Genomic DNA, 13,034 nt, shown 5'->3' with positions numbered 1-13,034 from the left:
GTTCTCGTATCTTATGTATCTGAATTAACATTTTTAAGTTCTGAGATCGACTTAACTAATACTTTGTCTCCTTCTGCACGCCAACACTATGCTCAACACCCGATCTCAAGCACTACAGCAGCGATCTGAACTTGAGATCGCATCTGAACTCTCAACTGCCAAGCTTGAAGTCCGTAGCCTGTCTAAGTCATTTAACTTGCAAACTGGCTCAATGACTGTGCTAGAAGACATCAATCTTCAGCTTTTTCCAAGAGAATTTGTTTGCTTAGTCGGTGCATCAGGATGCGGCAAATCGACCTTACTCAACATTGTGGCAGGACTCACGCCTCCCTCCTCTGGAAGTGTCTTAGTCGATGGGCATAAAGTCACTGGGCCGGGTTCCGATCGCGGCATGGTCTTTCAGAATTACACCCTTTATCCCTGGCTGACTGTCTCTCAAAATATTGCCTTTGGTCTGAATCTGCGCAAGATGCCCAAAGCAGAACAGCGCGATCGCATCAATTACTATCTCGATGTTGTTGGCTTAACGCAGTTCGCGAAATCTTACCCAAAACAGCTTTCTGGTGGGATGAAGCAGCGAGTCGCGATCGCTCGTGCTTTAGCCAATGAACCTGCTGTTTTGCTGATGGACGAACCTTTTGGCGCACTCGATGCTCAAACCAAAGAACAGATGCAGCAATTTTTGCTCGAACTCTGGGAGCAAACTCATGTCACAGTTTTAATGATTACCCATGATGTCGAAGAAGCAATTTTTCTGTCACAGCGTGTGTATGTGATGAGCGCTCGTCCTGGACGGATGAAACTAGAAATTCCAGTTGGACTACCTGAACATCGCGACTTAGACATGAAGCTCTCGTCTGAGTTTGTTGCGATCAAACGGCAAATTCTTCACTCACTGCGCGAGTAGTAAAATCTTCAGAGCGACAGAATTGTGATTTTGAATACTTTATTTCTACTGCTACGTGCTAGAAGTAAGTTAGCTTTAGCAATTTGGAGCGCGCGATCGATTCAATCATATCGCCGAAAAATTTATCGCTTCTAGGGTTCCGATTCAGCACGAATGTCTGGTCCAAGAGAAGCAAACTGTTTCGGATTTCCGAGCAGTCACACGGAAGGATAAAAGCCTGGGAGAGACGATGAACAGCAATGGTGCTGTTGCGCCTCTTTCAGGCTTTTTAAGTGGTGCATTTCCTGTTTTGCATTGATTTCACACTCTAGAAGGAAGTTTTAGATGTTCAGATCTCGTTTTGTCAAACTTTTCGCATTTGCATTCATTGCTCTATTTTGGACGATCGCTTGCTCTCCCCAAGCTTCAAACAATACAGCGAACAATACACCTCAACTCTCTGTTTCGACGAATCCATGGTCTGGGTATTCAGGTCATCATGTTACGGTGAAGAAAGGGTTTTACCAGGAAGCAGGACTCCAGGTTGAGGACACTTTGTTTCAGTCAAACACCGAGCAAATTACTGCTTTTCTATCTGGGAAGACGGATGTGGCTTGGTTGACCGCAGGCGATGTCATGCAAATGGCAGGGAAAGATCCGAATGTGAAAATTATCTTTCTCGTTGACTATTCAAACGGATCTGATGGCATTTTGGGACGCGGGATTAAGTCTCCAGCAGAGTTGAAAGGGAAAACAGTAGCACGTGAAGATGTGTTGTTTGAGAAAGTGTTGCTGCGGGCGTATCTCGAAAAAGGCGGTTTGACGGAAAAAGATATCACCATTAGAGATCTACCTGCGCCTGATGCGGCAACTGCGTTTAGCGCGAAGCGAGTCGATGCTGCTGTGACCTATGAACCCTTTTTGACGAAGGCAGCCAAAGAAGGGGACGGAGAGATTATTTTTAGTACGAAAGGAACGAATCTGATTGCAGATGTGATTGTGACCCGTGCGAATCTGATTGCTAGTCGCAGAGACGATTTAATCAAGTTTCTCAAAGCTGCCGATCGAGGAATTAAGTTGCTCAAATCGGGCGATCCGGATGCGATCGCTGCTGCTGCGAGCCGACTAGGAATTAAGCCTGAAGAGTTGAAAGAACAGCTTGCAGGAATTACCTTGTTCGATATTGAAGGCAATAAAACGATTGGATTTAATCCTGAGAATCCGAATAACGCAATTAAGAGCTTTGAACTGATGGCGAAAGGGGCTTATGATTTCAAAGCCGTGCCACAGCCGCTTGATGTGAAGTCGCTGTACGATGATTCGATTGTGAAGTCGCTATAGTGTGTAGCGAGCCTGTTTGAGTTGTAAGTGCTCAAAAGAGTAGGGAATAGGAAGTAGGGGTTGGGGAATATTTCCTTGTTAGCTCTCTACTCCCCACTCCCCACTCCTAGAAGAGAGAAGTACTTTTTAATACTGCTCTATTCCGTACATTTGAGAGGATTTACTTCATTGCTTGACTTGTGCTACAAGTTTTAGCAGCATCAAACAGGTTTCAAGCTTACAGTACAAATTTGCTTCTAGGGTTCCGGTTCAATGTTGAGTTGAATGGCTGGTCCAAGAGAAGCCGCTTTTCTAGAGTTGAGAACATCTTCTAGATAAGTTACACGGAGGGATAAAAGCCCGGGAGAGCCAACCAGCAGACTAATCTTGCTGACGGCTTCCTGGGCTTTTGTAGTTGCAATGAGGAACTGAGAATGACGATCGATTCTGCACACATCACCTATGAAGAAACGATTCCAGGCGGTGCCTACTGGTCACGAGTGATTCGGCGCAATGACACATTGCGGATTCTAGCTCCAGAAGGTTCGAGTGGCGTAGCGCTCTTGTGCTATAACGCGGACAATCCGATCGAGCGATACAATGCAGCGGATACCGCGAAAATTCAGTTCAATGCTTTCTTAAAGAAAGGCATGGTCATTTATTCAGACATGGGACGAATTTTGTTCTCGATCGTTGAAGATACCTGCGGTTACCATGACACTCTCGGCGGATGTAGTAACCTCGCAACCAATGCAAAGTATGGCGAAGGCGACTACAAAAATTCGCGAGACAACTTTCTGCTTGCCCTGACGAAGCGTGATCTGGGCAAAAAAGATATCATGCCGAACTTAAATCTCTTTACCCGCATTGCAGTTGAGCCGAATGGCAATCTAGTTTGGGCAAACAAAACGGCTCAACCCGGACAATACATTGATCTCAGAGCCGAGATGAATGTGCTGGTTGTCCTCTCGAATTGTCCGCATCCGCTTGATCCAAATCCAGCGTATGACCCGAAACCGATTCAAGCAACTGTCTGGAGTTCACCTGCTCCCACTGCGGATGATCTGTGCCGAACTGCGAACCCAGAAGCCAAGCGTGGCTTCCAAAATACTGATGCCGTTTTCGCGTAATGTAGGAGCCTTTCAGTGATGACTTCAACGATTAGTACTCAACTCGATCCCAAGCTCGCAATCTACGATCAAGTTCTTCCATCTCGCAAACCTTGGGCGAAAGTAATCAAAAAAGGACAAACCCTGCGGATTGTAGATTTAGGTGGAAATCAAGCGGTTGATTTTCTGGTTTACAATGCCGATGATACGAGCGAACGTTACAGCGCTCCAGATACCATTCGCGCCCAAGGAAATATTTTTATTACCACTGGAACAAAGCTCTACTCGAACGATGGCAATGTTCTGATGACTGTTCTCAACGATACCTGTGGTCGGCATGATACGTCGGGTGGAGCTTGCAGTTGTGAAAGTAACTCTGTGCGATTTGGATTAGATAAAAAATGGCAACATGCTTGCGTAGAAAACTTTCTTTATGCCTTGAAAGACTACGGCATGGGCAAGCGAGACATGACGAGCAATATCAACTTTTTCATGAATGTTCCAGTCAGTGAAGATGGAACGCTAGAAATTGTGGATGGCATTTCTGATCCCGGTAGCATCGTTGATCTACGTGCAGAAATGAATGCCCTAGTGGTGATCTCAAATTGCCCTCAAATGAATAATCCGTGTAACGGCTACAATCCAACTCCGATTCAACTCATTGTGTGGGATAGCTAGTGATCGGGCAGATTTGCTATGAAGGGTAGGGGAATAGGGGAATAGGGGAAACACTAGAAATGATTCTTGCTCCCCACTCCCCACCTCCCCAATATGACTAACTCCTAGAGCCACAATTTCTATCCCCCTTACCCTACAAGTGCCTTTTATGTTTCAAAAGATTCTGATCGCCAATCGCGGAGAGATTGCTTGCCGGATTATTCGGACGCTCGATCGCTTAAATATTGCTTCAGTTGCCGTCTATTCGGAAGCCGATCAATATGCTCGGCATGTCGCGATCGCAACTGAAGCCGTGGCGATTGGTTCTGCATCCGCAGCAGATAGCTATCTGAGATGGGATCGAATTCTCGAAGCAGCAAAACAAACAGGCGCAGAAGCAATTCACCCAGGCTATGGCTTTTTGAGCGAAAATGCTGAATTTGCAGAAGCTTGTGCAGCAGTAGGAATTGTCTTTATTGGGCCGACTCCTGCACAGATGCGAAGCTTTGGTCTGAAGCATACTGCACGAGAACTTGCGGCTCAAAATCAAGTTCCCTTGCTTCCGGGTACTTCGCTCCTCGAAAATGTTGAACAAGCACAAGCTGAGGCTGAGAAAATTGGTTATCCCGTCATGCTCAAAAGTACAGCGGGAGGAGGAGGAATTGGCTTACAGCTTTGCCACAGCCAAGATCAACTGGCGGAATTGTTCCAAACAGTACAACGCCTCAGTCAAAACAACTTTAAGCAAAGCGGAATCTATCTAGAACGCTATGTCCAAAAAGCGAGACATATCGAGGTACAAATTTTTGGCGATGGGCAAGGGCAAGTGATTGCACTCGGCGATCGCGATTGTTCAGTGCAACGTCGTAATCAGAAAGTCATCGAAGAGACCCCCTGTCCTGGAATCAGTGAATCTCTCCGACAACAGCTATACGAGGCAGCATTGCGGCTTACAAAAGCGATCGATTATCAATCCGCTGGAACCGTTGAATTTGTCTTTGATGTCGATCGACAAGAGTTTTACTTTCTTGAAGTCAATACTCGTCTGCAAGTCGAACATGGCGTGACTGAAGAAGTGACAGGCGTTGATCTGGTTGAATGGATGATTCGGCTCGCAGCAGGCGATCGCAGTTTTCTAGAAAGTTACCAACCGCAAACACAAGGACATTCGATTCAGGTACGTCTCTATGCGGAAGATCCAGGTAAAAACTTTCAGCCGAGTTCTGGGATCTTAACTGAAGTCAAATTTCCAGAAACCGTTCGATGTGATACTTGGATCGATCGTGGGACAGAAATTACTCCCTACTATGATCCGTTAATTGCAAAACTGATTACTCATGCAGAATCGCGAGAAAGCGCGATCGCTCAACTCAAATCTGCATTAGATCAATCTACCGTTGCAGGCATTGAGACAAATCTCGACTTTTTGCGCCAAATTCTAGCAAGTTCAACCTTTGCCGCAGCAGATCTCAGTACTCGGTTTCTCGATTCGTTTGAGTACTTGCCCAACTCGATCGAAGTTCTACAACCCGGAACCTTTAGCACAATTCAAGATTATCCGGGTCGCATGGGCTATTGGAATGTTGGTGTTCCTCCTTCGGGGCCGATGGATCATCTTGCTTTTCGCTTAGCCAATCGGTTAGTTGGAAATTCTGAATCTTGTGCTGCACTAGAACTTACTGTTACAGGACCGACCTTACGATTCAATTGTGATACTGTTATTTGCTTAACAGGTGCGCCAATGCGCGCAGAGCTAGATGGAGTTGCGATTCCGTTTTGGTCGGCGATTCCAGTTGCAGCAGGAAATGTTTTGAAACTGAGTACGATCGAGGGAGCAGGGACACGTACCTATCTTGCGGTACAGAACGGATTTGATGTTCCAGATTATCTCGGCAGTAAATCAACTTTTACGTTAGGTAAATTTGGCGGGCACTGCGGCAGAGTTCTGCGAATTGGAGATATTCTCAAACTGAATGTACCGGATGAGCCTGCTCGTTGCCATTCGCTACCAGCCGAGCTTATTCCGAACTACACTCACAACTGGGAAATCGGAGTGCTCTATGGGCCTCATGGCGCGCCAGACTTCTTTACCGATGATGATATTGAAATGCTCTTTTCAACCGATTGGGAAGTGCATTACAACTCTGCTCGAACCGGAGTGAGATTGATCGGCCCGAAACCGCAATGGGCGCGTCAGGATGGTGGTGAAGCGGGATTGCATCCGTCTAATATTCATGACAATGCGTATGCGATCGGGACAATTGACTTCACGGGAGACATGCCGATTATTCTCGGCCCCGATGGGCCTAGCCTCGGTGGGTTTGTCTGTCCAGCAACGATCGTCCAAGCTGAACTTTGGAAAATGGGACAGCTTAAACCGGGTGATAAAGTTCGTTTCAAACGTTTATCGCTTGCAGAAGCAATTCAAAAAGAACAGGTTCAAGATCAAGAAATTAATACCTTAAAACCGCAAAAAGTTAACCCTGTTCATTCATCAGAGCCAGATAGCGCGATTCTGCATGAAATCTCCGGATCTGCTGAGCAAATTGCGGTGAAGTATCGCAGATCGGGAGATAAGTATCTTCTCGTCGAGTATGGTGCTCTAGTTCTCGATCTCAATCTGCGGTTTCACGTTCATGCGTTGATGAACTGGTTACTCGATCATCCTCAACTCGGAATTTTAGATCTGACGCCTGGAATTCGATCGCTACAAATTCACTACGACAATCGCGTTTTACCTCTAGAAACGTTACTGACTGTATTGATCGCTGCAGAAGGTGAACTTCCCTCGATCGATGAAATGGAAGTCCCAACTCGGATTGTTTATCTGCCGCTCTCTTGGGATGATGACTCGACCCAACTCGCGATCGAGAAATATGTCCGATCCGTCAATCCTCATGCTCCTTGGTGTCCGAGTAACATCGAATTTATCCGGCGCATCAATGGCTTAGATACGATCGAGCAAGTTCGCGAGATTGTATTCAATGCAAGCTATCTAGTCATGGGCTTAGGTGATGTTTACTTAGGCGCTCCAGTTGCTACGCCGATTGATCCTCGACATCGGCTTGTTACTACAAAGTACAATCCTGCCCGAACCTGGACACCTGAGAATGCTGTTGGAATTGGTGGAGCCTATCTCTGTGTCTATGGCATGGAAGGTCCTGGAGGTTATCAATTTGTTGGGCGAACTATCCAAATGTGGAATACCTTCCACGAAACCACAGAATTTGAACCAGGTAAACCTTGGCTGCTGCGCTTCTTTGATCAAATTCGCTTCTATCCAGTTTCGCCTGCTGAACTCTTACAATTCCGGCAAGACTTTATTCATGGCAGAGTTCACCTCAGAATCGAAGAGGAAACCTTCAATCTCAAGCAATACAATGAGTTTCTCCAATCGATTGCTGCTGAAACGACTCAATTTAAATCGATTCAGCAAGCTGCTTTTGAGGCAGAACGCGATCGCTGGGCAGCAAATCCTCTTTTGAATCAAGTTCTTGAGGATGAAGACGTTGCGATCTCAGAACAAACATTTGAGCTACCTCCCGATAGCGAAGCTGTCATTGCCCAAGTTCCAGCAAATGTCTGGCAGATTGTTGTTGAGAAAGATGCGATCGTTAAAGTGGGCGATCGCTTAGTCATTCTCGAATCGATGAAAATGGAGATTGCCATTACTGCGCCTGTAGATGGCGTTGTGTCTGAGATTTTCTGTGCTGAAGGGCAGATGGTATCCGTTGGACAGATGCTCTGTGTGATTACATCCGGTTGATCAACCTGCAAAATTCAGACGCAATCTGATAAGAGCAACTCGCACTGGATTACTGCTTGAGTAATGATGCGCCAGGTTGTTCTTCTGGATCACGGGTATACCAATATGCCCAAGCTAGTAAAACGGCTTGCAGGGGCAGTCTTGCCCAGTATAAAAATTGGCTATGAGGAATGCCATCGATTTGAATATCGTGCACTGCCAAGTAGATGTTAGCGGGAAACACAGCAATAAACAGGGAAATTAAACCCCAGGCGGCAGCAACAGAGAGCCAAGGAATCAGTAAACCAATGCCCCCTAAAATTTCAAAAAAGCCGCTGACATACACTGAAGGAAAAGCAGGAAATACAGGAGGGACAATGCGAGCGTATTGTTCTGCGCTCACAAAATGTGTGATACCTATAATAATCAGAGAAACAGCGAGGATGCCTCGAAGAATCTCTTTACGCCGAATTGGTTTAATGTTCATACTTTAGAGCAAGAGAGAAGTACGCGGACATCATAGTCGAGCGTTTAGAGCGATCGCGTCTGTCTAGAGATAGCACGATCGCTGCTCTAGCGTCTCAAATGAGGTAGAAATTGCTGAGCAGGGCGACTTGTCAGAAGACTTTGCATATCTCCCCAATTGTGCTCGTGTACAAGAATGTACACCTATGAATTTGGAGAGTTGATGATGCTTTATGAATCTTTCGAGCGCTTGGCTTTCGCGATCGCGCTTTTAGGAGTTGTGATGTTACATGCAGCCTCTGTTCGGGCTAATGAGCGAACCTCTAATGCTGCTCAAGAACGGAAAGATAGCTCAGTTATATTGAGCAATGGCTCGGTCAGTTTGAATCCGCAACCGGAACCCCCTGGAAGCAGAGGAGGAGGTTCAAATGATTAATTCGCTACAATGTTGTTCTAGCTCTCAAATCAGTCTGCTCTGTGTATGAAATTTCGGGTTGTGCGAATCAGCGCTGTCATCTTGATGCTCAGCAGTTGCGCTGGACAAAACGGGCTGATTCCACAAACTCGGTGTAAAACCGCAGTCGCGATCGCGACCCAAACCTGGACAGTGAATTACTATATCAACAAAACCAGTGGCGGTTTGAACACGCAACGAATTCAAACCTTTCAGAGCAACACGATTACCAATCTGAACGGTGAGAAGCCTGTTGATGCAGTTTCCGTTGATGATAACGGGGTAGGGTGGGGTGCAATTCCTCCACGCCCGACTGCTGATGAAGTTGATCAGCGTCGTGATATTCAGGAACGTAATGATCCGCCTCAATTACAGCGATCGGTGACGTATCAATTGCAATGTGAGAATGGAACACTTTCAACGGATGCACTCACCTATCGAGAAGCAGCGAGAGCAATTCGATCAGGGCAGGATGTGAGAGCTAGCTACATCGGAAATCGCCTCATGAAGATTGAATCTCGTGATTCTCGTTAGCTTAAATGGATTCAATCAGGTTGAGTAGGAGCGGACTGATTAGGATTGGGTGTGTTATTTGGCGGCTGATTGTTGCCTTGACACATAAAAAAGACTAAGGCAATTAAAAGAACAATCACTCCAAGTACAACTTTATAGGGTGGTGTTTGAGGCTGAGATGTCGGTGTTAATCTTTGAATTGAGGTCGATGGCTCCGATTTCTCCACAGAGGTCGGGGTTGTTGCTTTTCTATTCCTTCTTACCTCTGAAGGTGCTCCTACCCAAACTGCGGAACGTTCGCCCTTTTGATTAACGCAATAGACTGCCTGATCGTCCCACAGGGGTTTTTCGGTCTGAGTTGAGATATCGACCCATGTGGGTGTAACGCGTGGGGGAAAAATAGAAGCTGATCTTCCATGAAGGACATCATTAATATCGAAAGGTGGATGGAGCACCGGAGGAACATAACTCGTTTCTCCTAAGTTCTGATTGATTTCAGATCGCTCTCGTTGCAAATCTTCAATCTGCTTATCGATCGCTTGTCTTCTCGAACGCAGGTACGAATTCCAATCAAAGTATTTCATATCTCTCTGCCCCTGATCATTGTTGAGAGACTTATTACCTTCAGAGTATCAGACTCCTCAATGGCTGAAAGACTGTCGTAATGAAATGAAAGATCGAGAATTGATAGCGAATACGAAAATACTGAAGCTGGCAGAGCGGTAGATAAATGGACTACACCTATGAAGCAGATTAGCAAAACTCAATCGTAGCGAACATGGTAGCGTAGGGGTATAGCCCCCTACGTTCCTCTAGTTCAGGCATCAGATTTACTATTTTCTACCTTCGGCTTTTCGCTCGCTTCGGAGTCGATCGCTCAACTGCCGCATTATAAATGCTCTCATTCGCTTGAGCCGACTTAAACAAATCGACGATCGGGCGCGGATAGTCTACTCCAATGCGTACCTGAAATCGCTGCTGCTCAACGGGTAGTAACTTCCAAGGCTCATGTACCTTCGCTGCCGGAACATCCTTCAATGCAGGCAGCCAATGTTTCACATAAGACCCATCTGGATCGTAGTCCTTTGACTGCTTGATGATGTTAAAAAACCGAAATCCCCGCGCATCATTGCCCACACCTGCGTTATAGTTCCAATTTCCCCAGTTACTACATACGTCATAGTCAATCAAAATTGATTCAAACCATTCAGCGCCCCACTGCCAATTGATACCCAGATTCTTGGTTAGAAAACTAGCAACATTCTGCCGTCCCCGATTCGACATAAATCCAGTTGCCGCAATCTCTTGCATGTTGGCATCAATGAGTGGAAATCCAGTGTTTCCAGTTCGCCAAAGTTCAAAGCGATCGACATCATCTTTCCACGGAATCGAGACTCCCAGTAAGCCCGATTGATAAAAAATCTGATTGCCATGCTTCGCGCAGATAAATCGGAAAAAGTCCCGCCACAACAGTTCAAAAATTAACCAATACGTTGAATCATTGCGAACGCGCTGAGATTCATAGTTCTGAACTTGCGAATAGATGTAACGCGGGGACAGACAGCCTAATGCTAACCAAGCTGAGAATTTTGACGAATAATCCACTCCTAGCATTCCATTACGCGTCTCTTTGTAAGCTTTTAAAGCATCTTGCTTCCAAAAATATTCTGCTAACCGAGCTTTCCCCGCCGTTTCTCCACCCTGGTAAGGAATCATCCCTCTAGGGTCACGTTGAGGCGGTTCTAGTCCTAACTCTTCTAAAGTTGGAATTTCACCTCGATCGATATCGGGCAATTCTGCTAATCGTTCAGGCGTGGGAAACATTTCATTGACAGTCGCAGACTTCTCAACGCCTTTGCGAAAGTTCGTGAATAGCTCTGGAATTTCCTTGATTGCAAACGGCAAATCATCGGGATGATAAAGCGTCATTCCCCAAAATGCTTGTATCGAAGTCCCGATCGCTTTTAATGCTTCTCTGAGGTTGTCTTCAACCTGTGTCTCTTCTGAAGTAACTTCGTGATAGTAATAAACGGACTCTACTGCTAATGCTTTGGCGATCGCGGGAATCATTTCTTCTGCTTTTCCCTGCCGAATGATCAAATCACTCCCCAGCGATCGTAAATTCTGCCGCAAATCGGCGACGCTCTCTAACAAAAACTGCGCCCGAAATGCTCCAGTTTTCGGAAATCCGTAAGGAGTTGTACCAAACTGCCTCGGTTCAAAACAGTAAACGGGAATCACCGTTGCCCCTGAACGAATCGCTTTCATTAACGGCTCATGATCATGCACCCGTAAATCATTGCGATACCAAATAATAATCCGCTTCTCTGCCACGATCGATTCCATAACGCTTCACGCTCGATCGTAACGTTTTTTAACAAAAAAGCTCAGCGATCGCCAATTTGGCGATCGCTGAGCAATTCCCTACGAATTAAAGTTCTAGCTAACGAAAACAGGAATACCAGCGAGCACTTGACTCAACAATCCGGGAATGAGTTGCATCGCAAATTGCAGCGCGAAGATTGCCAGAATTGCGGAAAAATCGATTCCACCCAGTGGCGGAATAATTCGACGAAAGATATTCAAATACGGATCGGTCAACTGGCTCAAAATTGCGAACGGTTGGCTATACCAATCGATCGTCGGGAACCAACTGAGCAAAATTCTGATAATCAACAGTGCAAAGTAGATTCCTAAAAACTGTTGAATCGTCGTGATCAAGAGAATAGCTGGATTCATAGCCTTTTCGGTTCCTCTGAATGTAGGGATGGGTGATTCACATTGAGAATAGTTTAAGCGATTTTTTTGCGACTTGTACTCTTGCTCGCAGTACATCCTGCCTTAATCTTCTCGCATCGATCCTTCTCGATCTTGCTCGATTGCGCGTCCATTGACGTTTCCCAACTGCTGACGCACATCATCGATCGCATCATTCAACTGTGCGATTTTATCTTCCAAACTGCGTCGAGCCAATTCGATATTCTGTTCAGCCGATGCCCGCATCCGCCGCTTCGATTTGACTCTCGCATCTGCCAATTCAGGCTTTGTGCCGTCTTCTCCTTCTTCTGCCAAGCGTTGCGAAGTCAGTGCTGCACCAATAATGCCGCCTACCACGCCGCCCACGATCGCGCCGAGGACAAATCCACCGGAAAAATTATCTTGCTGACTCATGGTTGGTCGTCTCTGAACATCTCTCTTATTGTATCGACCTTTACGTTCCGAAAATACGATCGCCCGCATCCCCCAATCCTGGGACGATAAATCCGCGATCGTTCAACGTTTCGTCAATTCCTGCTGTATAAATCGTCAAACTCGGATAAGCCGTTCCTAATTTCTGCAGCGCTGGCGGAGCGGCAACGACTGCCACGATTCGGACAAGTGCAGGATCGATTCCCCGCTTGGTCAATTCTTCCATTGCGCATACCGAACTGCCACCAGTTGCCAACATTGGGTCAACGATCAAAACGCGCGTTTCAGGATTGAATTGATCCGGCAGTTTATTCAAGTAGCAACTTGCTTCTAGGGTTTCTTCGTTGCGGACAAGTCCTAAATGATAAATCGAGGCTAAAGGCAAAAGCGCCTGTGCGCCATCGAGCAATCCGAGTCCCGCCCGCAAGATCGGTACGACGACGACCGGAACTTCTGGGTTGATAAAGGTGGCAGGACAGGGTGCAAGCGGAGTCTCGATCGTCATGTCTGTCGTGGGCAACCATTCCCGAATTGCTTCATAGGTCAACCAGCGCCCTAATTCTGTAATGGCACTGCGGAAGAGTGCTGAAGGCGTAGAAGCGTCACGAGCAACGCCAAGCCAATGCTTAATTAACGGATGGGGGGGAACGTATACACGCAGTTGCAGAGTCATAAATCGCTCATCAGAATTGAATC

At 46.3% G+C, this 13,034-nt stretch carries 13 protein-coding genes and 2 riboswitches; of the genes, 7 read left to right on the top strand and 6 right to left on the bottom strand.

Annotated features, from left to right (window positions below):
• Positions 1-88 precede the first annotated feature (88 nt).
• The 5 genes from OU814_RS06690 (at position 89) to uca (ending at position 7,738) form a co-directional block, all read left to right on the top strand.
• Positions 89-907 carry an ABC transporter ATP-binding protein gene (locus OU814_RS06690; RefSeq protein WP_017289750.1) on the top strand — a complete coding sequence of 273 codons (819 nt, stop codon included), beginning with the start codon at positions 89-91 and terminating at the stop codon, positions 905-907.
• 120 nt (positions 908-1,027) lie between these two features.
• Positions 1,028-1,133: riboswitch (guanidine-I (ykkC/yxkD leader) on the top strand.
• Between the two features lie 98 nt (positions 1,134-1,231).
• Positions 1,232-2,227 (top strand): ABC transporter substrate-binding protein, encoded by a 996-nt coding sequence (locus OU814_RS06685; protein ID WP_268181448.1) that lies wholly within the window; start codon positions 1,232-1,234, stop codon positions 2,225-2,227.
• Between the two features lie 225 nt (positions 2,228-2,452).
• Positions 2,453-2,575: riboswitch (guanidine-I (ykkC/yxkD leader) on the top strand.
• A gap of 65 nt (positions 2,576-2,640) precedes the next feature.
• Entirely contained in the window at positions 2,641-3,336 is a 696-nt protein-coding gene (locus OU814_RS06680) for an urea amidolyase associated protein UAAP1 (protein ID WP_017289752.1), read from the top strand.
• Positions 3,337-3,354: 18 nt separating this feature from the next.
• Positions 3,355-3,993, top strand: a complete 639-nt coding sequence (locus tag OU814_RS06675) for an urea amidolyase associated protein UAAP2 (RefSeq protein WP_017289753.1) — start codon at positions 3,355-3,357, stop codon at positions 3,991-3,993.
• 148 nt (positions 3,994-4,141) lie between these two features.
• Complete coding sequence (gene uca, locus OU814_RS06670; RefSeq protein ID WP_268181444.1) at positions 4,142-7,738, top strand: urea carboxylase; 3,597 nt, start codon at positions 4,142-4,144, stop codon at positions 7,736-7,738.
• Between the two features lie 49 nt (positions 7,739-7,787).
• On the opposite strand, the gene OU814_RS06665 is transcribed toward uca, so the two are convergent.
• Positions 7,788-8,204 carry a DoxX family protein gene (locus tag OU814_RS06665; protein ID WP_017289755.1) on the bottom strand — a complete coding sequence of 139 codons (417 nt, stop codon included), beginning with the start codon at positions 8,202-8,204 and terminating at the stop codon, positions 7,788-7,790.
• A gap of 204 nt (positions 8,205-8,408) precedes the next feature.
• Between OU814_RS06665 and OU814_RS06660 the strand changes: the two genes are divergently transcribed.
• Both OU814_RS06660 and OU814_RS06655 read left to right on the top strand, forming a co-directional pair.
• Positions 8,409-8,618, top strand: a complete 210-nt coding sequence (locus OU814_RS06660) for a hypothetical protein (protein ID WP_268181442.1) — start codon at positions 8,409-8,411, stop codon at positions 8,616-8,618.
• 45 nt (positions 8,619-8,663) lie between these two features.
• On the top strand, positions 8,664-9,170 hold the full coding sequence (locus OU814_RS06655) for a hypothetical protein (protein ID WP_017289757.1): 507 nt from the start codon (positions 8,664-8,666) through the stop codon (positions 9,168-9,170).
• 11 nt (positions 9,171-9,181) lie between these two features.
• Here OU814_RS06655 and OU814_RS06650 read toward each other — a convergent pair whose 3' ends face one another.
• The 5 genes from OU814_RS06650 to upp all read right to left on the bottom strand — a co-directional run bounded on the left by OU814_RS06650 (position 9,182) and on the right by upp (position 13,011).
• Positions 9,182-9,733, bottom strand: a complete 552-nt coding sequence (locus OU814_RS06650) for a hypothetical protein (protein WP_268181439.1) — start codon at positions 9,731-9,733, stop codon at positions 9,182-9,184.
• Positions 9,734-9,989: 256 nt separating this feature from the next.
• Positions 9,990-11,495, bottom strand: a complete 1,506-nt coding sequence (locus OU814_RS06645) for a DASH family cryptochrome (protein WP_268181437.1) — start codon at positions 11,493-11,495, stop codon at positions 9,990-9,992.
• A 93-nt stretch (positions 11,496-11,588) separates the two neighbouring features.
• A complete protein-coding gene (locus OU814_RS06640) occupies positions 11,589-11,888 on the bottom strand; it encodes a YggT family protein (RefSeq protein WP_017289760.1) in 300 nt (99 codons plus the stop codon).
• A gap of 102 nt (positions 11,889-11,990) precedes the next feature.
• Entirely contained in the window at positions 11,991-12,320 is a 330-nt protein-coding gene (locus tag OU814_RS06635) for a hypothetical protein (RefSeq protein ID WP_017289761.1), read from the bottom strand.
• Between the two features lie 40 nt (positions 12,321-12,360).
• Positions 12,361-13,011: a uracil phosphoribosyltransferase gene (gene upp / locus OU814_RS06630; RefSeq protein WP_017289762.1), complete on the bottom strand. Its 651-nt coding sequence runs from the start codon at positions 13,009-13,011 to the stop codon at positions 12,361-12,363.
• Positions 13,012-13,034 lie beyond the last annotated feature (23 nt).

Source organism: Leptolyngbya sp. GGD (assembly GCF_026735145.1).
Classification (GTDB): Bacteria; Cyanobacteriota; Cyanobacteriia; order Leptolyngbyales; family Leptolyngbyaceae; genus Leptolyngbya; species Leptolyngbya boryana.
The sequence above is the reverse complement of the archived record's forward strand: the minus strand, read 5'-3'. Positions and strand labels throughout refer to the sequence as shown.